The organism is Leptolyngbya sp. CCY15150, assembly GCF_016888135.1.
Classification (GTDB): domain Bacteria; phylum Cyanobacteriota; class Cyanobacteriia; order RECH01; family RECH01; genus RECH01.
On the sequence record NZ_JACSWB010000120.1, the window covers coordinates 22449 to 49035 of the forward strand.

General features: G+C 52.5%; 16 protein-coding genes and 1 tRNA gene. 8 read left to right on the plus strand and 9 right to left on the minus strand.

Going from position 1 to position 26587, the window contains the following annotated elements; all coding sequences use genetic code 11:
* Nucleotides 1–202: 202 nt before the first annotated feature.
* On the minus strand, nucleotides 203–1711 hold the full coding sequence (locus tag JUJ53_RS02135) for an acyl-CoA dehydrogenase family protein (RefSeq protein ID WP_239124704.1): 1509 nt from the start codon (nucleotides 1709–1711) through the stop codon (nucleotides 203–205).
* Between the two features lie 108 nt (nucleotides 1712–1819).
* Nucleotides 1820–2527 carry a transporter substrate-binding domain-containing protein gene (locus JUJ53_RS02140; RefSeq protein ID WP_204150331.1) on the minus strand — a complete coding sequence of 236 codons (708 nt, stop codon included), beginning with the start codon at nucleotides 2525–2527 and terminating at the stop codon, nucleotides 1820–1822.
* Between the two features lie 290 nt (nucleotides 2528–2817).
* Here JUJ53_RS02140 and JUJ53_RS02145 point away from each other — a divergent pair.
* The 3 genes from JUJ53_RS02145 (at nucleotide 2818) to JUJ53_RS02155 (ending at nucleotide 5269) form a co-directional block, all read left to right on the plus strand.
* Nucleotides 2818–2889, plus strand: a tRNA-Lys gene (locus tag JUJ53_RS02145).
* Nucleotides 2890–2989: 100 nt separating this feature from the next.
* A complete protein-coding gene (locus tag JUJ53_RS02150) occupies nucleotides 2990–3781 on the plus strand; it encodes an MBL fold metallo-hydrolase (protein WP_204150362.1) in 792 nt (263 codons plus the stop codon).
* Nucleotides 3782–4069: 288 nt separating this feature from the next.
* Nucleotides 4070–5269, plus strand: coding sequence for a DUF4336 domain-containing protein (locus tag JUJ53_RS02155; RefSeq protein ID WP_204150332.1), 1200 nt, complete (start codon nucleotides 4070–4072; stop codon nucleotides 5267–5269).
* Between the two features lie 147 nt (nucleotides 5270–5416).
* On the opposite strand, the gene JUJ53_RS02160 is transcribed toward JUJ53_RS02155, so the two are convergent.
* The gene (locus JUJ53_RS02160) at nucleotides 5417–6100 is read right to left on the minus strand and encodes an aspartyl/asparaginyl beta-hydroxylase domain-containing protein (protein WP_343327874.1); all 684 of its coding nucleotides are present in this window, start codon (nucleotides 6098–6100) and stop codon (nucleotides 5417–5419) included.
* 300 nt (nucleotides 6101–6400) lie between these two features.
* The gene (locus JUJ53_RS02165) at nucleotides 6401–7048 is read right to left on the minus strand and encodes a PqqD family protein (protein ID WP_204150333.1); all 648 of its coding nucleotides are present in this window, start codon (nucleotides 7046–7048) and stop codon (nucleotides 6401–6403) included.
* 975 nt (nucleotides 7049–8023) lie between these two features.
* On the opposite strand from JUJ53_RS02165, the gene JUJ53_RS02170 reads away from it, so the two are divergent.
* The 3 genes from JUJ53_RS02170 (at nucleotide 8024) to JUJ53_RS02180 (ending at nucleotide 18188) form a co-directional block, all read left to right on the plus strand.
* Complete coding sequence (locus tag JUJ53_RS02170) at nucleotides 8024–9769, plus strand: ShlB/FhaC/HecB family hemolysin secretion/activation protein (RefSeq protein ID WP_204150334.1); 1746 nt, start codon at nucleotides 8024–8026, stop codon at nucleotides 9767–9769.
* Between the two features lie 30 nt (nucleotides 9770–9799).
* On the plus strand, nucleotides 9800–15454 hold the full coding sequence (locus JUJ53_RS02175) for a filamentous hemagglutinin N-terminal domain-containing protein (protein ID WP_204150335.1): 5655 nt from the start codon (nucleotides 9800–9802) through the stop codon (nucleotides 15452–15454).
* A gap of 91 nt (nucleotides 15455–15545) precedes the next feature.
* A complete protein-coding gene (locus JUJ53_RS02180; protein WP_204150336.1) occupies nucleotides 15546–18188 on the plus strand; it encodes a CHAT domain-containing protein in 2643 nt (880 codons plus the stop codon).
* Here the strand turns inward: JUJ53_RS02180 and JUJ53_RS02185 are convergent.
* From JUJ53_RS02185 to JUJ53_RS02205, 5 genes are all read right to left on the minus strand, one after another.
* A complete protein-coding gene (locus JUJ53_RS02185) occupies nucleotides 18185–18610 on the minus strand; it encodes a DUF928 domain-containing protein (protein ID WP_204150337.1) in 426 nt (141 codons plus the stop codon). The genes JUJ53_RS02180 and JUJ53_RS02185 overlap by 4 nt on opposite strands.
* A gap of 317 nt (nucleotides 18611–18927) precedes the next feature.
* Nucleotides 18928–19251 carry a hypothetical protein gene (locus JUJ53_RS02190; protein ID WP_204150338.1) on the minus strand — a complete coding sequence of 108 codons (324 nt, stop codon included), beginning with the start codon at nucleotides 19249–19251 and terminating at the stop codon, nucleotides 18928–18930.
* 29 nt (nucleotides 19252–19280) lie between these two features.
* Complete coding sequence (locus JUJ53_RS02195; protein WP_204150339.1) at nucleotides 19281–21626, minus strand: CHASE2 domain-containing protein; 2346 nt, start codon at nucleotides 21624–21626, stop codon at nucleotides 19281–19283.
* A 64-nt stretch (nucleotides 21627–21690) separates the two neighbouring features.
* Nucleotides 21691–22707: a DUF1822 family protein gene (locus JUJ53_RS02200; protein WP_204150340.1), complete on the minus strand. Its 1017-nt coding sequence runs from the start codon at nucleotides 22705–22707 to the stop codon at nucleotides 21691–21693.
* Between the two features lie 17 nt (nucleotides 22708–22724).
* Nucleotides 22725–23369 carry a hypothetical protein gene (locus JUJ53_RS02205; protein ID WP_204150341.1) on the minus strand — a complete coding sequence of 215 codons (645 nt, stop codon included), beginning with the start codon at nucleotides 23367–23369 and terminating at the stop codon, nucleotides 22725–22727.
* Between the two features lie 716 nt (nucleotides 23370–24085).
* Here JUJ53_RS02205 and JUJ53_RS02210 point away from each other — a divergent pair.
* Together JUJ53_RS02210 and JUJ53_RS02215 are read left to right on the plus strand one after the other, a co-directional pair.
* Nucleotides 24086–25546, plus strand: a complete 1461-nt coding sequence (locus JUJ53_RS02210) for an XDD3 family exosortase-dependent surface protein (RefSeq protein ID WP_204150342.1) — start codon at nucleotides 24086–24088, stop codon at nucleotides 25544–25546.
* 245 nt (nucleotides 25547–25791) lie between these two features.
* A complete protein-coding gene (locus tag JUJ53_RS02215; RefSeq protein WP_204150343.1) occupies nucleotides 25792–26436 on the plus strand; it encodes an SGNH/GDSL hydrolase family protein in 645 nt (214 codons plus the stop codon).
* The last annotated feature ends 151 nt before the right edge of the window (nucleotides 26437–26587 follow it).

The following is a 26587-nucleotide window of genomic DNA, read 5'->3' on the forward strand; positions in this document are numbered from 1 at the left end:
GGGGTTAGAACCCCCCCTAATCTCTGGATGTCCTAACCCATCTGATTTCTGCTGTATCACCTGAGCACATTCTGATGAGTGCTCAGGTGATAGCGCGCGGCATCTGATGAGAGATTTTCGAAGGGTTCTACAGAAGGGATGATTGTGAGCGATCGCTCCGCAAAGATAGACTAGACAAGAGGATAGACTCAAGCAGCATAGGTTATTGTAGAACAGGAACCTTAGGGGATGATGCTCCTTCTACTTCTGCTAACAGTTGTGCTGCTAGTTGACGCTTACCATCAGCATCCAGCTTTTTAATCTCATTATGCAAGACGCGCTGATTCACCGTCTGATTCCAGTAATCAAGGGACTCAAAGCCCAGCAGTGCCATCTTACCCACAAACTGACGGAGGACTTCATTGGTGGGGCCCATCACCCAACCAGCTTTTCCATCACGCAAATATCGCTCAATCTCTAAATCTTTCTTAAATCCTGTACCACCGCAAGCGTGCAGCATTTTATCGCATACATGGGCTACGTTTTTAGCTGCAATAAACTTGATCTGCCAATACCAATGTAGATAAACCGACCTGGGTAATGCACTTGGATCCTGGTTATGAACTGACCAGTCACAGTTGTTCGTCAACTCGTCCATCAGTTTAGCCATGGAAAACGAAAACGAACGAGCAGCATTCGTATCCATAATTGCCTCCCCTACATAGTCCTGAATAGTAGGGTAATCTGCCACGCGCATACCTACATCCACATGCTTTTTACGGGTTGTATGACGTTTGGCAATGTCAATTGCACCTAGAGCAATACCGTTCCAGCAGCAGGATGAACAAAGCAGGAAAAAGGGATCGACAATTTCATCGTTGGAATAGGCCCCATCTCCCTTAGGGCCAACCATGCGATCGCTAGGTACCGTTACGCCATCGACCAACAGCGTTCCTGACTGGTTGCCGCGCAGACCAAGGGCATCCCATTTTTGAGGCTCTGCCTGTACTTCGTTGCTGTAGATCAGGAAGCAAGATAAATCAGAATAATCGCCATTAAAATCTGGGCTGCTCGTTTGCACAATGTACCAATCAGCAAAACCTGCTGAGGTTGTCCAGGAAGCTTTTTTGAAGACCGACCATCCATCCTGAGTGCGCTCGGCACGGGACGACACCGGATACCAAAAATGGGATCCTGTTTCTGGATCAGAGTAAGATAAAGTTCCAATGAAGACATCTCGATCCAGCCGTTGCAGAACAGACTGAAGTTCCAGATTATCTGCTGCGCGGAATAGTGCAGCGGCTGTTGCTCCCAAATGCATCACGTAGCACATCGCCGTACTCGGGCAGCCGTAACGGGCAATGGTTTCTACAACCATCGCGGCACAGGTATGGCTTTCGCCCAGACCTCCCCACTCCTGGGGCACGAGTAACCCCAGGAGACCCAGTTGGGCTAGAGCTTCAAAGTTTTTGCGTGGATAGATTAAGCCACGATCAGACTCGATCGCATTCGGACGTAGGGTCGTCGCACAGAGTTCAATCAGTTGCTCCTGCAAGGCTTGCTGTGCAGGCGTCAGGTGCCATTGAGGGTCAAAATCAAACCCAAGTCCCCAATAGGGTTCCGATTGCCAAGTCTTTGTGTGGGTCATGCTGTGAATCCCGGTGGAGGATGCGGAGGTCAGGGCGATCGCTCTCGGATCGGTTGAACGCTGACATGTTTCAGTTAGGTTCATAGACCTTAACTATTGGGCGATCGCGCTTCTCCAGAGCATAGAGGCTGTTTTCTATCGATACCGTTATCTAAGATACCGTTGTTATAACAAGTTCACCTCAAGCGATCGCTAGAAGGGAAAGGGCTTCCAGGGAATCCAGGTATTCCACAAGTGCGATAGGGTACCGTCGGCTATCAGATCCTCTAGAACCTGATCAATCGCATCCCGCAGCTCCAGATTACCTTTCCGCACCCCAATGGAAAAGCGTGCCTGGGTGGGCAGACTGAAGGCTATCTTGAGGGTCGGGTCGTCTTCCGCCGCTACCACCAGCACCAGTTCATCATCAATTAAGGCATCAATCTCCCCTGCCCGCAGGGCAGCCAGCATCTCAGGCAACACCTGATCGCTGCCGGGAAACGGTACCAAGATCACATCTGGAAACGTAGCGGCTAGGGCAATATTGGTACTATCTGCCAGACCGCCAACCTTAAGACCCACCAGATCGGCCGGCGACGCGATCGCCCGATCGCTTTTCACCAACACCGCTTCATCAAAAAGCCCATAGGGACGGCTAAAGTCTACCCAGGCTTGGCGTTCTGGCGTATTGGCTTGGTTGAACCACACCACATCAAAGTGTCCCGCCTGCATTTCTGGATAGAAATCTTCCATGGGTAGATTCGTCCATACAGGGGTCAATCCCAAGCGATCGCACACCAAGCGGGCTAAGTCGGGCTCATAGCCCAAGCGCTGCTCCCCGTCTACGTAGGTCATTGGCCGAGCATCAAAGTCACTGGCAGCGATCGCTAATGTGCCTTGTTTTAAGGTCGATAATCCCATAACCTCTTCATCACCCTATAGCGTCAAGTTGTTATAACATCTGCTGTCATAACGTAGAACCTTGCCCAGACGTCGTAGCTTAAACTACCTTTTTCCTGGCATCGCTCCTAGCCGCTGGGGATGGGGGCGAGGAATCCGCCATGACTAGAGATAGAGACTAGAGATGGGGGGCAAGCAATTTTAGGGGAATAGCCTGAACTTGATCGTTCGCCTGTCGGTGAATAAATGCGAAATTTCCTGCGAGCGGGCTGCTTACACAAGAGAGATGTCTGCTACAATAGAGAACCTCTGGGTGACTGGCGCAACGGCAGCGCATCGGACTCTTAATCCGCTGGTTCTGGGTTCGAATCCCAGGTCACCCATTCTGTTATGAGTTGCTTACATAAGGGTAGCCCAGGTTCCTAGAATAGCGACTGTTGGGTGCGGTATACTCTGCCTGCACCCATGAAAGCGATCGCCATGATGCCTACCCCTGCTCCCATGAATGACACCTGGTTCACCACCAAGCAGGTGACCGATGGGCTGTATTTGATCACAGAGCATCACTATTATTGGTGGAATCGAGCTAATCTCTGGCTGATTAAGGGACGGGATCAGGATCTCTTAATTGATACCGGTTTAGGCGTGGCTAGTCTGCGCCATTATTTAGCCGGCCTGTTAGATAAACCTCTGTTGGCGATCGCCTCCCACATCCACTTTGACCATGCCGGTGGAATCTATGAATTTGAGCATCGGGCCATCCACAGTGCAGAAGCCGAGGCACTGCGATCGGGCGACGACCACGAAGCGCTCTGCACACCTGAACTAGGCTGGGTCTTGCCCGACCATTTTGAGCAACCACCCTATCCGGGCTTCACGGTGCAGGACTACACCCTGCGATCGGCGGAACCGACCCAGATTTTGCACGAGGGAGACGTGTTGGACTTGGGCGATCGCGCCTTTGAAGTCATGCACCTTCCTGGTCATTCCCATGGCTGCATTGCTCTGTATGACTCCCAGGCGCAGGAGCTCTTCTCCGGCGATGTGATCTACGACGGCGAACTCTTGGATGAACTGCACTGTAGCCATATTCCTAGCTACATCGCCACCTACGAACGGCTGCAGAACCTGCCCGTCGAGACGGTTTATCCCGGCCACTATGCCATTGTGGGGCGATCGCGCTACCAGGAAATTCTGGGTGATTATTTAGACGCTCGCCGTCAACCCGGTTGCCCATCGGAGGTCGGGCTGCCCCAGGGTCACCATTCTGCTTGATCAAAACCGACCTTCATCAACCCGTACGTTGGATGACCTGATAGCGAAAAGCCTCGTGCAACGGTGCGTTACGGCTTCGCCTAACAGCACCCTACAGCGGACAAGACCTTCGGGCTGACCTGTCCGCCTGTCTCCCATACGTTGCCCCATTCAGGGTGACGAAGCGTACACCAGTCAAGCTCACGTTCAATCTAAGAATTGCTGGACTCGACCCGCAGGGATAGCCCAGTCGGAGCGGGTATGAGAGACTAGACGTTATGCCCACTTACGGTTTAGGCCTGGTTACGAATGCAGGAGCATGACGGTCACGTTTCCCCAACGAACACCAGCGATTGGACTTGGCCCTTTTGGCCCATTGTGCCGATCTATCCCTATGGGCAGCGACGTACTCTGCGCCAAGAGGTGGTGCCAGACTGGATTTGGACGTTTGACCAATGCCAAGGCATCCTTTACGTGATTGTGCCAATTCGCATGACCGTGGTGCGGTTAGAAGCTGGGGGCTTGTTAGTGTATGCGCCCATTGCCCCCACTCGGGAATGTATGCGACTGCTGCGAGACCTAGAAGCCCGGTATGGCCAGGTGCAGCATATTATCTTACCAACTGTGTCGGGTATTGAGCATAAGGTTTTTGTGGGCCCCTTTGCCCGCCAGTGTCCTGAAGCGCAGGTTTGGATCGCGCCCGACCAATGGAGTTTTCCGGTCAACTTGCCCCTAAGCTGGCTCGGACTGCCGCGTCAACGCACCCGTGCATTACCCATGTCGGGAAATACGCCCTTTGCCCAAGAGTTTGACTACGCCATCCTTGGGCCCATTAATCTTGGTCTAGGCCCCTTTGAAGAAGTTGCCCTATTCCACCGGCGATCGCGCACCCTTTTGGTGACCGATTGTGTTGTATCAGTTCCAGAGCAGCCCCCAGCGATTATCCAGCAGGATCCTTACCCATTATTATTTCATGCCAAAGATCACGGCGGCGAGATTGTAGAAGACCAGATGCGATCGCGTCTAAAGGGCTGGAAACGCATTGTCCTCTTTGCCTTTTATTTCCGCCCTAGTGCTCTAGAGGTGGTCGGCACGCTACAGTCTATTCAGGATGCGTTCAAGGCCAGCGATCGCTCCCGTAAAGCCTACTTTGGCTGGTATCCCTTCCGCTGGCAAGACACCTGGGAAGCCTCCTTTGAGACCCTACGGGCCAATGGACAACTGTTTGTTGCACCCATTTTACAAACCCTGATTCTTAACCGGGCTCCCGTAGAAACCCTGAATTGGGTTGAGCGGGTTGCCCGATGGGACTTTCAGCGGATCATTCCCTGCCATCTCGATGCTCCCATCCAGGCAACTCCTGAACAATTCCGCCAAGCCTTTGCCTTTTTGAACCCCTACGGTGATCTGGGCAGACTGCCCATGGATGACCTAGATTTTCTACAGCAAATTGAACGCAGCCTCAGTCAACGGGGCATTACTCCGCCCGCTCGTCTGAACCGACCTTAGCGTTGTGGCAGCGATCGCCAGATGTCTGAGTCAACCCATCCAACTAGGAGCTGCAAGAGAATGTGTCTTCATGCAACTCCTGCTATGGGACAATGGCTGCATTCAGTCCTGTCTGAGGGATAGACAAGCGATCGCTCCTTGGGAAACCTACCCTTTCGGGTTGGTCTCTAACGCCTCAAACTCCTTCTCCCAACGCTGATAGTTGGCCTTCGCCTCCTTCGCTAAGGGCGAAAAGGAGAGGATTTGGGACACCGTCCAGTTCAGCCACGATAACGGAAAGCGGAAGGGACGCTCGATATCTAAAAACAGCACGGCCCGGTAGCCATCGGTATCGTTCCACACGGCATGGGGATAGGTGTCGTCAAAAATGAGACTCTTGCCCTCCTCCCAGTGGCGCATCTGCCCGCCAACCTGAATGCGGCATTGCTCCTTGGGTTCTGGAACCATCAAGCCGAGGTGGTAGCGAATTAACCCCTTGTGCTTACCGCAATGCTCCGGAATCTGCTTGCCCGGACTCAAAATGGAGAAAAATGCTACCTTCAGGCCCGGAATATCCTTGAGTAGCTTCCAGGTTTCGGGGCAGCGATCGCAGTTTTTGGTTGCCTTAAACCCAAACGCGTAAAAATAGTAGGTTTTCCAACCATCATCAGCACTGATGCGCTTTTGGCGCGGCATGATGTCTTGAAAGTTGGGCAGAGCATTGACATGCTGAAAGACTTGCTCAAATTCTTGGCGAATCACCGACCAGTTAGCTTCTAGATCATTGGCCCAAGGAAACTGATCGTTCCTGAAAAAAACCGACTCCCCCACGAGGGAATAGTCTGGCACCATTTGCTCAATCTTTTGCACAATGGGGCTTTTGACAATCATACGAACCCAATCTGTCACGGTATACTCCTCATAAGATCCTCGCCAGAGGATCCATTGTGCCATGCTCCATCTTGGCTGTGAGAAAAACCTGTGACAGTCTTTGATGTGACAGCCTTTGAAATGATCTAAGCTGCCCTAGATGTTCCTTGCGCTCTGATGTATTCCATGATGTCCCTTTTTGAGTACTCTTGGAAAAAGGAGGGCAAACTCTGATGCTCTCTTCATATCACATCTAGTTGAATGTTTTTGACTGTAACATCTTCATCCTGCCTTCGATCCCCCGCTTTGCCCCCTTGCCAAGGGATCTACAGACATCTGGGTACTGCCCTCCGTCAGCACCAATTGCTGGAGGAGCGATCGCATCTCTTCAATAGATACGCCATACCGGGAAGCGATCGCCACCGGAGCTTCTGTTTCCAGATGCTCCACAATCTGCTTACCCACATCATTAAGCTGCACAAAGGTCACGTCCTCTGGGTTCCGTAAAATCCAGTGTCCGTCATTTGTTTGAATCCAATGTACAGACTCTTTAAGGCGCGGCCCCGTTGTGGGACGGAGGGGGGCTACAGTCTCCGCATCCTCAGCCGAAGACGGCTCTTCCGCAGAATCACCGACGCTGATAATGCCCAAGTCAACCAGCTTATGCAACAGATCAGCTATGAAGCCATCGGGCAGGTCTGAAAACTCCTGCCGACACATCTGCTGCACAAGCCGGATCGTAAACCGTCCCACAAAGTACCGCAAAGCATATCCTTCCGCCGCCGTCATGGTATGACGTACCGCCACCTGCTTGCCCCGCAGCCAAACGCTCTGCCCATCTGGGTCTTGCAGCAGTACCCAGTGTAGGCTGAGATCTGGACAGAGCCAGGTATCATTCAGTTCAGCGCGGACAGGCGGGGTAGATGCCATGACGGGAAACCTAGGAAAATGCCTCTACAGAGAATTACGCAGGACTGTTCAGGTTTTACGCAGTCCTGCGTAAGTTTTACGAAATCCTTAACAATTGCTAGGAGACTGGGAGGGGGCGATCGCTCCTTGAACTACGGGAGTCGGTTGGGCCCTCTCCACCCCTTGAAGTTGGTGCGGGGAGGGTGATCGTCAATTAAGTAGGTCGATCAAATCAAATTTAGCAACGGATGATGCCAGAATTTCCGCAGAAATCCTAACTGGATGGGAAAACTCAAGGGCGATCGCTGGCGATAAGATGACTCATTAGCCAAGCTATAGCGTTGTGTCATTCGATGCTGCTCAAGCAACAGAGTGCTTTTGTCTGTGAAGTAAGCAGCATCTAATGTCTAGGCTAGACCGTGAAGATTGTGCTGACACATCAGGTAATGTCCTTTGAATTAATATCCTGTGTACCTGAAATGTTCTTCAAGCAGTATGACGGAAAATTATGCAGCGATCGCCTTCTTCATACAAAATTAGTATTGTTCTAGAATCGCTTTATCAAAACAACATGCCTGCATATTTTTTGGTAGATTTTGCAGAACTATAGAATGTCTATGATTCAATTCATGGTGCAAAACCATGGAATACTTATCACAACCTCAGGCGAATGGAACGATAGAATCAGGAATCTAGGCAAGCTTCAAGCTGCATGTAACGATGAGTAACGAGTCTTGAGTTACTTCACGGATTCTTTATGCTTGTTTTTGGGGATGTCTCCGTATAAACTCGCATGACTCTATCGAGTAAAACGCGGTAAGGTCTACGGCCGTGTCATTATTTTCCATGGCGCGATCGCCTTGAAATATGCGATCGCCCATTATAAGCAGGGTGTTCCTTATATTGAGCTTAGTTATGCTATGTCAAGTATGTCGAGGATCAGGCCGGCGCTGGTTTGTTAGGTATTTTATCAGCGGAGTAGTCCTGTGGGGGTTGATGCCTACCAGCGTCCTTGCTGCTGAAATGCTGGATCGAGCGGATCAGGATCGATCAGATCAATGGTCGGTTTTACAGGAGCGATCGCTGGTGATTGGGTCTGATCGATTAGTCGCTCAAGGTTCAACCCCTGATCTACCGCCACCTCAAGATTTGGTGCCGGAGCAGCCATCGTTTACCCCTATTCCTGATCTCTCGCCGGAGCTGCCAAGTCCCGTGGATCTGAATATTCCGGAGGTAGATGTTATCGAGCCAGACGCCATACCGTCAGACACATTTGTGGTACAGTCATTTCAGTTTTTGGGCAATACACAATTTACCGATGCAGAATTAGCTGCTCTTCTAGAAAACTATACTGGGCAAGTTCTCAGTTATCTTGACCTGATCGAGGTGACCCAAGCGATTACTCGGTTCTATGTTGAGCAGGGCTATATTACCTCCAGTGCTGTGATTCGCTCCGATCGGTTGGCTGACGGGATAGCGGTCGTACAAGTTGTGGAGGGACAGGTTGATGAGATTGTAGTGACTGGAACTGAGCGGCTACGACCCAGCTATGTGCGATCGCGTTTGGCACAAGGAACGACGGCACCCCTGAATCAGGAACGACTTTTAGATGCACTACAACGACTGCAAAATAATCCCTTAATTGACTCCTTTGATGCCAGGCTGGTGCCCAGCGTAACGCCAGGAGCCACCACCCTAACGATTGATGTGAACGAGGCCGATTCATTTAGCCTTGACGTGGTGAGCGCCAACGATCGCTCTCCCAGTGTCGGTAGTTTCCGGCGGGGCGCGGTGTTGACGGAGGCCAATCTCTTGGGCGGGGGCGATCGCCTCTCGGTGGGCTACAGCAATACAGACGGTAGCGACGTGATCGACTTATCCTACGGGGTACCGATCAATGCCCAGGGAGGTGAACTTTCGCTGCGATTTGGCACGACATCGAATCGCATTATTGAACCGCCGTTTAATGAGTTAGATATCGAGTCCTCATCTCAGTCCTATGATCTCAGTCTACGGCAGCCGCTGTGGCAGTCAGCGCGTCAGGAATTTGCAGTGGGTTTGGCGCTGTCTCACTATCGCAGTCGCAGCTTATTAGACGATAGCGGCATTGCCCTATCACCAGGCAGTGACAGTACTGGACGTCTTCGCATATCTGCCCTACGGTTTTCCCAAGAATGGACGTCTCGCAGTCCTCGCAGTGTGTTGGCCTTGCGATCGCAAGTTAATCTAGGTGTTGATCTCTTCGATGCGAGCCGCAATGATACGGAACCAGACAGTCAGTTTTTCAGTTGGCAGGGGCAGGCGCAGTGGGTACAGCTCTTAGCGCCGGATACATTACTCTATTTGCGTGGAGAGATGCAGCTTGCGGATCAGCCCCTTGTACCTGTAGAACAGTTTAGCCTGGGTGGATTTAACACGGTGCGAGGCTACCGTCAGGATGCAGTGATTGCAGATAATGGTGCTTTAGCGGCGGCAGAATTACGGCTGCCGGTGCTGCGGGTGCCGGAATGGCAGGCGGTGCTGCAGCTTTGTCCATTTATCGAGGCTGGGTGGGTGTGGAATCAGGGCGATCGCTCCCTAGAACAGTCATCTTTAGCCTCTATTGGGCTGGGTTTGCAGTGGCAGCAGCCCAATTTTACCCTACGTGTCGATTGGGCAACCCCTTTAACCACAGTGCAGTCGTCAGAACGTACCTGGCAGGAAAACGGGTTCTTGTTTTCTATCACTGCACAGCCTTTTTAAGTTGCGATTATAGTATTGAGGATGATGGACATGACTAGCCGATTATGGATAACCTATACCATCAGTCTGCTGGCGATCGCGGGGTTTGGCTCTCCAGCGATCGCTCAGATTGTGCCGGATGAGTCCCTTGGGGTAGAGCGCAGCCGTCTAAATCAGCGGGTGAATGTGAATGGTCGGCGCATCGATCAGATTGAAGGCGGTGCCCAGCGGGGGCGACATCTGTTTCATAGCTTTCAAGAGTTTAACGTAGGCGATCGCCAGCGTGTTTATTTCACAAATCCCAGCGGCATTCATACTATTGTGGGGCGAGTTACCGGTGCCAATGCCTCCACGATTCTGGGAACCCTCGGTGTTTTGGGGGATGCCAATTTATTTTTGATGAATCCCAATGGTCTAATCTTTGGCCCCAGTGCTCAGCTAGACTTGCGCGGTTCGTTTGTGGGCACCACCGCCGATCGCTTAGTCTTTGGCCCTAATCTATCCTTTAGCGCCAGCCAGCCGCAAGCCCCGCCCCTGCTCACCCTAGAAGTTCCTATCGGTCTGCAGTTTGGCGCAGATCCAGCCGCAATTCTTAACCTAGGTAATCTAGAGGGAGCCCAGGATCTCGTGTTGGCAGGCGGAGGAGTGGTGAGCACAGGACAGTTGATCGCTCCCCAGGGCACCGTCGCGATCGCCACGCCCTCTAGTCGCTCCCAGACCTTGTCTCAGTTAGATCAACCTCTCACCTTGATGCCAGTGGATCCAAGGCTTTCCCCTCGGTCTCAGGCTTCTCCGTATCTAATCACTACCTCGGGATTGATACCGCTAACGGATCTACCAACGGTGGCGGCGGGGGATGTAGAAATCCAGGGGGTCAATGCCCAAACAGCCATTCTATCTGCGGGGCAAGACCTGCGGCTGCTGGGCAGTCAACTGGTCACGCAACAGGATCTGACCCTTCTCGGTCAACGTCAGGTATGGATTACAGATCAGCTTGATGCTCCCGTGACGGCGATCGCTGGGGGAGCGTTATTGATCCAAGGACGCGATCGCATTCAGATTCAGGCCCTGTCTGATCCCCAAAGTATTTTGGCCGCAGGAGATGCCCTCACCCTTCAGTCTGCCGCGCCGGTGCTGGGAGATGGGCGATTCTTCGCTGGCGGGCCCTTGCGGGTGGAGCGCTTGGATGGATCGCTGGGTATTCTGGAAAGCCCGGATGATCCAGTCCTAGGAAGTCTTAGGGATGTGGCATTTGAAACCTATATAGGGCGATCGCTTCATATCCTAGCCGCTGGCAGCATTCGCATTGAGACAGTGGAGATTACCGGGGCAGCCCAGCCCAACCAAGCGATCACGGCTGCCAATCCCTATTCCAATGTGCCCCTGGCTGATGGCACCACCCTGGTAGTTGACGGCAGCACTGCCCCCACTCTGGATCTCCGCGCGGGAATGGATGAGGCAGAAGTCCAAAATTTTCTTAATAGCTTCGCGATACCGCTACCAGAAGGGTTTCTAGGAGGCGCAGTCCCAGGATTAGAAGTCTGTATAGACTGCAATACTGTAGATAACTTAAATGGCCGAGCAGATATCATCCTAGGCGAGGTGACCATGCTTGCCCCCGATAGCGTTGTGCTGATCACCAATCGCTTTCAAGCCAATGGGAATCCTGGCAATATCAGGCTGAATGGGCCCATTACTTTATTTAATGAAGACAATGGTGGGCAATTAGTGGTGGAATCCCGCGATAATCTTACCGTTATGGGTCGGATCAATGGCAATTTACCCGATGGCAATGGTGTGCCCATTTCACTTTTTGCTGAAGATAATCTCACCGTTGCAGCCACGATCACCAGCGAGTCAGCCAACAATGCTAGCGGCACGCTGCGTCTTGAGGCTGGGGATACTCTCGCAATCGGTGGACAAACGGCAGAGGGTGACCCCATTCAACTTTCTGTCCAAGGATTCAATGACGGGACAGGAGGAGAAATCAGCCTCGTTGCCCCCACCGTGACGGTGACCGATGGTGCCCAGTTGAATGCAGGCACCTCAGGCAGCGGGGCGGGTGGTCAAATTTCGATGGATGCCCTCACCGTAACTCTTGCTGATGGCACGCGGGTATTGACAGGTACCTCAGGCGCAGGGGCGGGTGGACAAATTGTGATCACTGCCCCCACGGTTACCCTCACCGATGGCGTCCGCCTAGATGCGGGAGCCTTACGACGCGGCGCGGCCGGGCAAATTTCGATTGATGCCCTCACGGTTCTGCTCGCCAATGGCACCCTGCTCAATACCGCCACCTCCGGGGCAGGAGCGGCCGGCCAAATCTCAATCACGGCACCCACCGTCACCCTGACCAATGCTGCCCGCCTCAGCACATCCAGCTCAGGACGAGGCAACGCCGGACAAATTTCAGTTGAGGCTGAACAACTAACGTTAACTGAGGGGTCAACGATCGCATCTGGCACCATTGGTACGGGCAATGCTGGACAAGTCACCATTGACGCCAACCAAGTCACTCTGCAAGACAGTGGCATTTTGGTAAGCAGTAATCGGGGTAATGGGACAGAAGCGCCGGGGGCGGCTGGTCAGATCCAGATCCGAGGCGAAACTGTTGCCCTAGTAGGAAGCAGTCAGATTTCGGCTAGCACTGAGAGTGATACCGGAGGCGGCCGTATTGGTATTCGAGCGAATCAGATTAACCTGCAAGATCAGGCGGCTCTGTTTGGTGGTGCCAGCGGTAATGGGGCAGGCAGCACCATCGACCTACAGGCCAACCGTATCCGTCTGAGTCAAAATGCTGCGATCGAAGCGATTACCACGGGAGCTGGCAATGGCGCAACGATTCAACTGCAGGGCGATCGCATTTCCTTAAACGACCAGTCTCGCATTGTGGGAGATACCAATGGTTTTGGGACGGGTGCAACGGTGACCTTGAGGGGCGATCGCATTTCCTTAAGCGACGAGGCCTTGATTCAAGTTAATGCTCGTAACCAAGGGGCAGGCGGGCAGGTAAGCTTGACAGGCGATCGCATTTCCTTAAGCGATCAAGCCTCAATTCAAGTTAACGCTTACAACCGAGGAGCGGGCGGGCAGGTAAGCTTGACAGGCGATCGCATTTCCTTAAGCGACCAGTCTTCCATTCAGGGCAGTAGCCTGGGGCGTGGGGCAGGCGGCACGATTGTTCTCAATGGTGATCAAATTACATTTAGCCAACTGGGACGCATTGAAGCGGTTGCGTTTGGCCGAGGGCAGGGCGGTGATGTGACGTTCAACGCCGACCGCGTCTCGATGATCGGCAGCATAGATCGCGTAGACCAGAGAAGCACCGGCATTTTTGTGAACACAGACAATGCGGCCTTGGGCAATGCCGGGCGGGTCACCTTTAACATTGGCACGTCTATGGATTTGTCTCGGGCCTCTATTTTTGCCAACAGCAACGGGGCCGGTCAAGGCGGGGAGATCCTCATTCGGGGAGGATCTCTTACCTTACGCAACGATGCCCAAATCTCACTGCGCCATCTATCCACAGGGGGAGGCGGACAGATTCAACTCCAAAATATGGATCAAGTACGGATTCTTGGGAATCCTAACCGCGTCCTCCCCATGGGCTTTTTCCTGGGGACGGAAGGGGCAGGAGATGGAGCAAACCTCTCTTTGCAGGCCGATCGGCTGCTGATTCGAGACGGTGGCGGTATTTTCTCCCCAAGCAACCTTAGCGGCAATGCCGGTGACCTTACGTTTCAGACGCGAGTTCTAGAGGTTTCAGGCGAAGGGATAGGTAGTCCTAGCGCGATTCAATCCGTAGCGAGTCCTGGTTCTAGCGGCAATGCGGGACGGATCAATATTCAAACCGACATCCTGCGGGTCGTGGATGGAAGCAATATTTCCACGGAAACCGGCGGCACTGGCGATGCCGGACAGCTCAATATTCGTGCCGGGCAAGTGCTCGTCACGGGGGCAGGGAACGAAGGCGGTAGCGCGATCTCATCGTCAACCCGATTCAGCACCGGAAATGCAGGGGATTTAAGCCTAGAAAGCGATCGCATTGAGATCAGCAATGGCGGACGCATTCTCACGGAATCGACCCTAGGTAGTCAGGGACAATCGGGAAATGTTGACGTGACGACGGGAACGTTGCTCATCGAATCGGGCGGAACCTTGTCAACCCAAACGGAGGTGGGCGGCCGGGCCGGCAATGTGACGGTGCGGGCCGATGAGGTAACGGTGCAGGGCGATGGCAGCCAGGTGTTACTTGATTCCCGAGGGGACGGCAATGCGGGCCGTCTATCGATTGTGAGCGATCGCCTGCAGATCCAGGATGGAGGACTGGTGTCTGCCTTTACCGCAGGGGCGGGTCAGGGTGGCGTTTTGCGGGTGGCGACGGATACCCTACAGATCCAAAACGGCACGCTGCGGTTTAGCACCGAGGGTAGCGGTAATGCCCGGGGGATTGATGTTCGGGCACAGGTGGTGAACGTGCTAGACGGCGGACGGGTGACCGTGGAAGCCTTGAGTACGGGTCTGGCAGGCGATTTAAGCCTCCAGGCTAACCAGATCACCATTGCCGGTCGCTCGGAGCTAAGGGCGGGCACGCGAGACAGTCAGGCCGGGACAGTACAGCTCACGGCGCAGCAACGGCTAACCCTCGACCAAAGCCGCATCTTTTCCCGGGCCAGAGGCTCCGGCGATGCAGGGGGGATCCAGATCCGTACATCCCAGCTCGATCTCTCCCAGGCAGCACTCACCGTATCGGCCAATGACGGATCCGCCGGGGCTTTGACGATTGATGCTGATCGATGGGAGAGCGATCGCTCTTCCCTCAGTGCCACCACCACCACCGGCAACGGTGGAAATATCACGCTAGATATGACCCAAGGTGTGCAGTTGCAGCAGACCCGCGTCGAAGCCTCTACCCTAAGCGGCAGTGGCGGCAATGTGACCCTACGGGTACAGCGGGGCGGCTTACAACTGCAGGGCCGTAGCGAGTTGACGGCCCGCACCGATTCCGGAACTGGGGGAAATATCCAGCTCACCCTCGGCCAGGATGACCTAAGGATGAGGCAGAACAGTGATATCAATGCGTCCAATATCAGCGGTCGCGGCAGCACCATTGACATCACCCTGGGCAATGGCTCGATTCGCATGGCGTCGGCAAGTGACATCGTGGCCCGTACCGTCAGCGGTCAGGGCGGCAATATTCGCTTTGATGTCAGCGGTTCCATTGTGACCACCCTAGACCAAAATAGCGACGTCCTCGCCGATGCCCAGTCGGGTCAGGGGGGGCTGATCCAGGCCCAGGTGGGTGGCGGTATTTTTGGCTTCCGGCAATTTCAGGGCGTTGTCACCCCGGAAAGTGACTTCACAGCGATCGCCGTCACCGGCACCCCCGGCACCGTGGAGGTGATTACCCGCGATAACCTACGACCCGCGGATCTACCGGAGGACTTTCTCAACGATGCCCTAGCCACCGGTTGCCGTGCCCAGCAAGGTCTATCCCAACCGGCGCGCACCACGAGCTTGTTTCAGAACCTAGGCCAGGGCGGGCTACCCAGCGACCTGCTCCATCCCGGCACGCTCAATCCCCAGGTAGGCCTCATGACCCTCCCCGACTTGGAGAATTCGGAGGAAACACCACCCAGCGATCGCGCCTCAGCTCCCCTCTTCCAATCCCCCGCCGGCGCTCAATGCTGGGTTTCCCAGAACTAAGGATCCGCGCAGATCCCCATCCCCCCCCATCATCGACCTACCATCATCAGTCCCTCATGTTTCGCCAAATCATTGCATCTACAGCGACCCTATGGTTTACCGTACATTTTTTCCCAGCCGCTGGCGTTCTGCTCTTGCGTTGCTGGTGACCAGCCTTGTCCTAACGATTGGGCTACACCGGCCCCTCCAGGCCCAGCCCTCGGATCCAGCCCAGTGGCTGCAGCAGGCGGAACAGGCCTACTATGACCACGAGTATGAAACCGCGATCGCCCTTTGGGAACAGGCCGCCGAGGCCTTCCATCTCCAGGACGATGGCTTAAGGGAAGCGATCGCCCTCGGCAACCAGGCCCGGGCCCTGCAGGCCCTGGGTCAATGGACGGCCGCTGATGTGGCCATCCAGGCCAGCCTGCGCCGTCTTGATGACCTACCGTCTACCCCAGGCCAAACCCAAGCTCGGGCCCAGGGACTGGATATCCTCGGTCAGCAGTATTTTGAAACTGGCCAGCCCCGCGCTGCCCTTGATACCTGGACTGAGTCCGCCGATCTCTATCAGTCCATGGCTCAACCCCCTGCGGCTCTTCAGAGCCAGCTCAACCAAGCCCAGTCCCTCCAGGCCCTCGGCTTCTATCGCCAGGCCCGTGAGCAGCTTAACGCCCTCCTCCCCAGCCTCGATGGGCAAGACGCGGCCCTGCAGGCCAGGGGCTGGATTAGCCTGGGTCAGGTCGAACAGGTGGTGGCTCCGCAGATGGAGGAAGCTGAGGAGCTACTCATCCAAGGGCGAGATGCGGCCTGCGAGGCGCGATCGCCGGAATGGGTAAGTCAGGCGCTGCTGGGCCTGGGGGATCTGTATCGCGGTCAGTATATCCGGGCCCAAAATCTTCGCCGTTCTAACGATGCCCAACAGTTACTCCGGCAAAGCCTCGGCCAGTACCGGCAGATTCTCAGCCCCTACGACTGCGGTGGATTTACCCTAGACTTGCCCCACCAACGCCAGGCCCAGATTCGCCTCGTCACCCTGCAGGCCTATGCCGGTCAGCCCTTGGAGATGGATCCGGAGGCGATCGCCCGTCCCCTACTCGCCGAACCACCCCGCTGGACTACGATTGATCAGCAGCTTTCCTTAGCCCACGGGCTGTTGATGCAGCTCGACCCTGCTGAAGGATGTACCGGAGACCCCGGTCATCAGGCCCTGCCTGCCCAACTGCTCACCCAAGCCTATCAGGGTGCCCAAACGCTGGAGGATGGGCGATCGCAGTCTCGGGCTTTGGGATATCTAGGTCACTGGTATCAAGCTCAGGGGGCCTGTACCGCCGCAGAGCGATCGCTGACCCAGGCGCTACAAATCGCTCAAGACCATGGATTTTCAGACCTGAGCTACCAATGGCAGGCCCAGTTGGGTCATCTCCGCCTGCAGCAAGGCAACCGCGAGGGGGCGATCGCGGCCTATGGAACAGCGGTCAATACCCTGCAGACCCTACGCCGAGACTTAGTTTGGGCCAATGCCGACCTTCAGTTTTCCTTTCAGCGGCAGGTGGAACCCGTGTATCGCGCCCTCGTAGCCCAGCTCCTCCAGCCCGATGCCAGCAATCCTGATCTACGCCAGGCCCGTGAGACCATGGACGCCCTGCAAACGCTGCAAATTGAAAACTATCTGCGGCAGTCCTGCAACACCACCGACCTATCCACCATCGATCGCCTCGTAGATCAAACCGCTCCCCATACGGCATTTGTCTACACCATCCTACTCAGCGATCGCCTTGAGTTAATTCTCAAACTACCCAACAGCGAAGCCCTCCAGCACTATGCCGTAGCCGTCGATCGGCAGACCGTAACCACCACCCTCAATCACTTTCGCGCAGCTCTAGAGAAAACCTCCTTTGATTTTGAATATCGTAATGTTCAACGTAGCGGCTACGACCTATCCCAACAGCTCTATACCTGGCTGGTGGCACCCTACGAAGCGGCCTTACAACCGGCCGACATTTCTACCCTGGTCTTTGTCCTCGATGAAGAATTGCGGCAACTGCCCGTGGCGGCGCTCTACGATGGCAACCAGTTTCTAATCGAAAAGGGCTATGCGGTGGCTATCAACCCAGGTCTGGCGCTCCTGCCACCGGGGCAACCGGATCTCAATCCAGTCACTACCCTAACCGCAGGCATTACGGAGGCCTTGTCCGGCTTTAAGGCCCTCCCAGCCGTAGATGAAGAACTGGAAGCGATCGCCACCTACACCCAAGCCAACATTCTGCGCAACGAGGCATTTACGAAGGCTGCCTTAGCCAATGGAGTAGAATCAGTTCCCGCCGCCATTGTTCACTTAGCGACCCACGGTGAGTTTAGCGATGACCTCAACGATACGTTTATCTTAGCCTGGGATACTAGAATTTCCTTACCTGACCTCAGCCAGATCCTAGCCGCCCGCGATCAATCCTTACCTCAAGCCATCGAACTGTTGGTGCTAAGTGCATGCAAAACCGCGGATGGTAATCCCCAAGCGGCCCTGGGCTTAGCGGGGATGGCAGTACAGTCTGGGGCGCGCAGTACGCTAGCAACCCTGTGGGTGGTCAATGATGCCACCACGGCCCGACTGATGGCGCGCTTCTACCAAGAATTGGCGCAAAGCCCCTCCAAAGCAGAGGCCCTGCGCCGGGCCCAAGTAGCGTTGATGCAGGAAGGAGACCAGATCAAACCCTTCCACTGGGCCCCGTTTGTTCTCGTGGGCAACTGGCTCTAGAAGGTTGCCTCTAGCGGGCAGAAGGTCGTTGGGGTTTGGGGAGCGATCGCCCCCAGCCCCGCCTCGGTCAATACCGTATCCCAGCCCTCTGGATCAAGGGATTGCAGTTGGTCGTACCAGGTGGGCGTACTGCTCCGCTGGATGTCCCCAGTCACCCGAGGATTCCCCGATCGCCCCGCAAAGCGCTCCACCATCACCATCAGTTCCCACTGAATGCGATCGCCCTCCGGCAACGCCGTGGTAATGGGCACCTCCATCAATCCCGCCGCACAAACCGGATCGAGGAACAGGGTATCCACCCGCTGACCGTTCTGAGACAGGGTTAACTCAAATTCGTACATGCCAGCATACTGGTCTGGGACATAGAACCATAAACTTGGCGTCGTCGCTGCAGTTTGGACAGGATCTATTGGCTCGGCCATACACTCCTCAGAATCAAAGTCCAAGGGAAGCGATCGGGGTGTAATCAGGATAATCTCAGTTAAGCAGGGAAGACGCTCTGTTCCAGGTAGAGTCCTTGGTGGTGGGTCAGAATCGCCTAAATCAGAGATAGTTTTAGTTCGCGTATTTATGACTTGCATAGATGATGTAGTGCCAGCATAACTTGGCACCAACCATCCAATAGAACACAAAACACTGAGCATTAAGCTGGTCAAACTTGTTTGTTTTCGCATGTCTGAATCTTTGGCAACAACGAAACATAGACTTCAAGCAAGATAGAAAGGAAAGATCCCTAACTTCAATTTTGGAAGATAACCTCCGTTCCGTTTCTACTACCACCACCACAATGAGCATCATGGTCTAACATCAATTGTCTAGAGGTATTTTGATCGTCATCATGACCGAACATCAGTAATGATAGATTAGAAGATTGTAATTTTTGAGGTGAATGAATTGGCGTAAATTCACTCAGATGTTCTTGTCCATCAGAACTTTTAAGCATTTTAGAGGTTAGAGTGTTGAGTTGATGTCTGCTCATAGGTTGTTTCCAGTTAGGCATACTCCATATAGTAGATAGCAATACTCCAACTGCAATACCCACAGACAATTCTAGCTTCGACATAACAAACAACCTTTGAAATAACTATGCCATCAATGGCTAGTCATTTCTCGGCTGTGTCCTAACACAATATGCAAACTTGTAGCCCCCAACACCAAACCGGCAGGGATCAAAGGAACCCACCATCCCAAACAAAACAGCATATAGCAGCAACTGAAGAGGGCGAGTTGAACCAAGCTAAATATCACAATCAAAGACTGGGGCGATCGCACAACTAAAACCAAAAGTCCACCTATAACTGCCCAAATCCAGATCCAAATAGTTTCCAGCCACACTGGCCACCAGCGAATCAAGGGACGTTTATCTATAGCTGCACTGATGAGTTGACTAATGGCATGAGCCTGAATGGTCAATGGTGATTTCATGCCATCATAGAACGGCGTAAAGAACTTATATTCTCCTACACCACTACTAATTAAAACAATGCGATTGCTGACTAGATCAGATAGTTTTTCCTCTAAACTACCATTCAGCAAACGTCGGAGTGAAATAGTTGGCGGATTTGATGAACGATAGTTGAGAAGAATTTGCTGACGTCCTTGATTATCCCGAGACAATTGATAACCACCTGAATCATAATCCATATAGCTGAGCTTCAATTCTTCAACTGGTCTTCCATTATGATCAGAGCCTTCATATTTTGATAAATACAAATTAGCTATCAAAGCGCCAAATGAAACGTTTGTATCACATTTTGGCTCACCTTCCTGGCTAATAACATAGCGGCGAACCGTGTTCTTTATGTCGTCATCAACAATTAAGTTAGAAAAACCTAGGTTCATACTATTGATCACTACGCCGGGCAAGAAAGCTTCACTTGGTGTATCGTAGGACGAGATTGTACATATCGCTATCCAATCATCTAATGATTCCAGGGCATCAATTAGGTCTGGATGATTAACCTGATCTCGCAACAACCCAATGCCTAAGACATTAGGCTGATAAGGTTGAATTGTCTGAATTAATCTTATCCAAGCTTCATCTGCAAGAGAACCTTGTAGTGTCCAGTTCCTATCAAGTTGATATTGGCGATCGTCTTCATCAATTGTGACGATTAAAATGCGATCGTCTGGCGGTTCAGCGGGGCGGAGTTGCATCAGGCGATCGTAGGCATGGAGTTCTGCCGGTTGCAGCGCGCCCAGCGATCGCACCCCTACCACCAAACTGGTCACGATAATACTCGCCACCACCACTCGGCGCACCGCTGCCCAAGTCAAGCGCGATCGCTCCCTTGGTTTTGCCACCGGCGGCGGCTGCACATCCCAGATTTGCCCGGCCATCCGTCCTCCCGTATGCCCCTGTAAATCGCTCCAGGTAGGGGGCATCACCGCCGCATTTTGAAAAATCACCGGCAGCCAGCTCGCACAGGGAAACTGATGTTCCAATGCCTGTAGCTGCTCCCGCGCCGCCCGCTCTGCCAAATAAAGCGATCGCCCTTGGGCATACTCGGTTAAAAATGACCGCAGGAACATCTGTGCCACCGAATCCGGCACCGGAGCCCGCATCACGATCATCTGAGGAATGTGCAGTTCTGCCAGATCATAGGCTAGACCAAGACCATCACAGGAATTGAAGATCGCAAGCTGTAGCCCCCGAGCGATCGCCTGCCGCAGGCCATAGCGCAGCTCCTCCACCGTGATGCTTTCAGTTTGGTTGATAAACATCCGCCCCGTTTGCCCCTGGGTTTTACTATGGCCTGAAAAGCATAGAATATCCCACGGCTGCTGCCACAGCGAGGCGTTTAGTTTCGCTCGCGTCGGCTCTGGCAGAAACGTCACCGCCGCCCCCGACTCACGCAACTGCTCAAACTGTTGGCGATCGCTTTCGATATCAATCCCCGTCGAATCACCCAAAATCACTAACACCTGCACCGCATCTTTCTCAGACTGAGAGGGCTGCGATCGCACCCGTTCTGCATTCGGCTGACTTAGGGCATACTCTGCATAGCGATAGTTCTCAAAAAAATTCCATTGATGCCAGGGTAACTTCTGCAGTTCTGGACGATTGGTGCGAATGAGCACCCGAATTTCATCATCCAACGACAGTACTTCCCGCAATCGTTCATTGATGAGTGAGAATGACTCTGACCGGAGCCAAGCGGTTAACCCATCACTTACCTGTGTTGCTGCCGCCCGACAGTGATCTAAGCGCCGGTGGATAGAGCCAGTGTAAATCTGTTTGGGCTTAATTCGACTTGGTAAATCTAAGGCACAATAGATGGTTTGCCAGTCCTCTAAGGAGTGCAATAGAGCAGGATTTAATGGCAGTTCCTGAACCACCCGAATCTCAGTAGGTTCTTTTTCATTGCCAATTTCTAGACTAACCCGCCACCCGTGGTTTGGGATCTCATCAAAATCGAGAACCACTCGTTTGCCCATGATTCACCCCATTCAGATCATCCAGCGCTCTATAGGTAACTTAGCCTAAGACCGCCCCTTCTTATTAAAGCTGAAATTGCTCCTCATAACACTCCGATCCGAGATGAATTTGTATCTTAAAGCATTCACCCTGTTCTGCACTGAAGGTGAGAACCATCAGATCATTATCATCGGATGCCTTAACATGCATGACCGGATCTTGACTAGCATTCAGCACTGTCAATGCTAGCTCTGGGGGCAAATAGGTCTGCTGTAAGCCGGGGTGTATTTCAATACAAATATCCAGATCAGACAGGGTATCTGTGATAATACCCATGACAACAATCACCTGGATAGGAGAATGCATCGGCGGCGTAAAGGTGATGTATTTACCTCGCTCTACCCGCTGAGGCGGCGCTACCAGGGTTGAAGGCAACGTCATAACTCGGCTACGGAAGTTGAGGGCAAGTTCCGCATCCGATCGATCGAGCAACTGGGCTACAGATTGCCAGGTATCGTCATAAACGTCCTGAAACCATTGCATAAGTGACACCACACCCTCACGCACGGGGAATGGCAAGTGGACAGGCCTTTGCGCTGCCTCGATGTGTCTGAGCAGTGAATCTAGGGGGTCTAGATCCGTGAGGGCGATCGCTGCGGTGGGCACGGGGGTAAAGCCCAGCATCACGGCTGTACGGATGGATCGCAGGGAGGCCAGGGGCAATGGCTCTGCTAAATTCTCATCCGGCTTGGGGGAAAGCTGGACGGCTAGATATCCAGAGCGATCGCTCCAAACCTCTTCGGGGATTGAGAGGATGGTATCGCCGCTCCAGACCGGGCGACATTCCACGGAACCAACTTGAGGGATCCGTAAATCTGCCACATTCATCATAGCTTGAAGAACTGGATCAGCACTATCTCGATTGAGCAGATCAATTGTATACCCCTCTTGACTCAAATAATCATAGACTGCGCAAACACAGAGGGTATTAATATAGACCTGCTGAGCAACTAAGGGGCGATCGCCATGCACCTGGGCAGCCACTCGCGCTAACTCATGGGCATTAGTATCTAATTCTAGGAGGTGAGAATTACGGATCATAGTAGTTGAATCTCGCACTAAAGATGGGAATGTTGTTGAATGTATTCTCGAATATCATGCCGCAGGCGCTTGAGACGCCGTTGATAGAAACTACTTAGGGTTGGAACGGGAATCCCGAATTCTACTGACATCTCCTGCCAAGACACTTTATTGCAATATCGTAGAGCGATCGCTTGAAAGGTAGCCTGAGAAAAACTATCAACATGTTCTTGCAACAAGTTATCAGGATCTTCATTGAGGTAGCGCGTCACCAGTTCCGACAAGCTGTGGGCTGTGGGGCGGGGCAATTGATAGTCATTTAGGTCGCTAAAGTCTCCTTGCTCTAGGTCTAGCTTCCCTAAAATTTTCTGGCTGGCATCAAATATAAACCGACGCTGCATCAACATATTGAGCCAACCCATCACCGATGCTCTCGTAGGATCATATTTCTCAATGTTTTGAGTGACATAGAGCAACAAATCTTGTCGAGCTTCTTCATAAATCTCATCATAGCGATAACGAAATCGAGCTTGGTGGGCTCGATAAAGTCGATTTGACCGCAGGATTATTTCGGTCAGATACCCTAGATGCTTTTGCCGCTCTCGCGGTGAGGTAGCCTGCTGAGCAGCGATCGCTAACCGCTCTAGCTCTTGATCCTGCTGCCCTGGATCGAATGCTTCCATAGATGGTGCCCTAGTGCCTCCTAGACTCTACAAGTAAGGTATTAACGCTTAACCGACCGCGATCGCTGTTTGCCATACTTCCACAGCAAAGCAGCGATCGCCCTCGCCCTGAGAGCGACCTACCCAGCGTGCTCAGATGACGTTATGACCATCATCTTCCCTGTTCTGAACTGAACAGGCTGACCACCGCTATTTATCATTCGACCCAAATCTTCAATTTTTATGCAGCCACCACCATGAAATTTACAACTGCTCCTTAATCGGAGAGCGGAATCAGGCAATAGATACCTATTTTTCCGTGGCCAGAGAAATCTAACTAATCTTCAAGGTTATGTGAAATTTTCATGAAGCTCATCAAAGTTACTTGTCAAGAGCACGTATTTACACTAGTTTCTATAGAGTTATTCAGGCAGTATAGGTAAATAGATCTTAACTATACATAAGTCTTACAACTTGTTCCTCGTACAGCTCTTCGGCACATCAATGCTAAAGTTTAGCCTTGGTCAAAACCATTAAGCTGCGCTACAAGACTTGACAGTTCTTTTAGGATTCATCGTCGGAGTCCTACATTTGTTTTCGCTCAGGGTGCATCTACAATGATTACAACTTCAGTTCTTAACTTGGCACGCCAGTGTCTTCTGTCCAGCATTTTTGTTCTTGGTGGGCTGGGGGCGATCGCTTCCCCCGCTGATGCTTCCATTCTTCGAGATGGCTGGATGTATGCGATCGATGCGCCCGATGATAGCTATGCAAGCATCAATGGTGTGCGCACTGTGGGCAACACAGTCTACGAGATCTACGGCATGGCTATCCATGAAGATCTAGAAAACAACAGGATTTGGGTCGCACTCAATTCAAATCTACCCGTGGAGGGACGTCCAGACACTGAGATATTTTTCCCAGGCGAAACCGACAACGAGGACGTTCCGGGAGGTAGCGTCATGTGGGGTGATTTATTCTTCGACTTCAATGATCAGCAAGGCTACCAAACGGCTCATACACAAAGAAACTTATTTGGAGTGCGGTTCTTAAGAAATATTGATGCAGTTGGAGTTGAAAATATCAGTATCGGCGTCTACGAAAATGTATCGGGGATTGATGTAGGGCCCGCTCATTCTGGATTTAGCAACTTAGCGGGCTATAACAGCTTCGTTCGAAGCCTAGGCGGGCAAGACACCTGGATGGGTTCACTGCCTTGGAACTCTCCCTACTTTGGTCGGTATTCTCAACCGTTGCTTGTCTCTGGGGTGCCGATGCCTAACATTATCGAATCAGGCGATCGCGTTGGAGATGTGACCATGCACACCAGGGAAGAACTGGAAGCTCAAGGCTTTGACATCAATAACTTCTTTCAAGAAGGAGAGCACATCATCGGATTCAGCTTCGATCGCCCCCCAGGCTTTGTTGGTGATTTTATTGCAACCATTCTCCACGAATGCCTCAATGACGGAATTTCTTTGCCAGGCGTCTTTTCTGATCCGTCTGAACCAGAACCAGAGCCAGAACCGGAACCAGAGCCCGAGCCCCCATTCACACAACTATTTGAAGACTGCCCAGTGATGCCAGGACAACGCTACGCACTTCAGCCTACTCGTATTGAAGGGGATACTAAATATATTGACAATCCCATTAGCAACGCATGGTACGATCCACCGCCCTACGAACGCTACCAAATAAGTGTAGGGGGTGGCAGTTTGATTACAGAAATTCTTAGTTTTCCTTGCGGTATAATGGGAAGAGCGATCATACCTGGAGAAAACCCTCCCGGTGAACAGTTCGAGGTTCTAGTCGATAACATCCAACTCCCTGGTGCTTTCAACCCGGGTGGTAACTTGAGATTTGAAGACTACGCTGAACTTTTGGGTGATCGCCTGCGGCAGGGAGAAAATGGTCAATTAGGTGTTAACAGCGTTGTGATACGGGGTCGCACCGTTTGCACAGGCGAGGCTAGTGAGAATAGTGTTTGTCAACAACAGGATAAAGATCCCATTCCATACATGTGTAATAACAGTGGGGAGGCTCAATCTTTCTGCATTCAGCTTAAATTCGACAGAGAACGTCTTGATGGCTCAGTAGTGATTGGGCCAGAACCGGCCCCAGAACCAGCAACAATCTTCGGTACGATCGCTTTTGGTGGCATTCTCATGAAAGTGGCGCGATCGCGGCGGCGCTCCTAGGCAGCGGTTCAACACCGCGTTACCTGAACTATCTAGGGTATGAATGCTCAGCACCATGCCCTAGTTTTGCTGATCAAGCTTAGTGTTATTGGGATCAAATTGGGTACTCTGAATCTATGAACAGGCGATCGCCTCCTCATGAACCTTGGGTGCGGCTGACCATAGATTGACGCTACGAGTGAACTGCGATGGACTCGCTGCTGCGATCGCGCTGCCACGTCTTACCCCTTTATTGATCAACGACCATGACACATATTGTTTTACTTGGGGATTCCATTTTCGATAATGCTATGTATGTTCCCAGCTCCTGGTCGGTGATCGATCAGGTGCAACAGCATCTTACTGAAGCAGGCGATCGCGCCACTCTGCTAGCGCTTGATGGTAGCTACATTAATGGCATTGCCCATCAGCTTCAAAAACTTCCAGAGGATGCAACTCATCTATTTATTAGTACTGGGGGCAATGATGTTCTAGGCTTTGGCTGGAAGTTGTATAGTGAAACGATGAGCTTTCCTGATGTACTTGAGAAAATTCTGGTCATGAAGCATCAGTTTCATCACGACTATCAAAGCATGTTGCACCAGGTCTTGGCTCACCAAAAACCGGTGACGCTATGCACTGTTTATGACCAAAGTCCTCAATCTGATACCCTATTTACACTGTTTGCTCAAACCATACTTCCATTATTTAACGACTGCATTACTCGACAGGCGATCGCTTTTGGTCTACCGTTGATTGATTTACGATTGGTGTGTGATGATTTGGGCGATTATTCAAGCCTCTCGCCCATCGAACCATCGGTTCAAGGCGGCGGTAAGATCGCTCAGCATATTGCCATGATCGCTAAGGAACATGATTTCTCTATGCCACGCACAGTATGCTATTCATGAGATAAGAGCTAGGCAGACAACGATCAGCACTACGTCTATCATCTCTCTTTTACCTGGTAGTGCTGAATAGCAGTCTGATTGCACAACATGTTGCATGGCATGGCAGACGCTCTAGCTAGTGGTTCATACCCTGATCCATCAGTGCCGATCC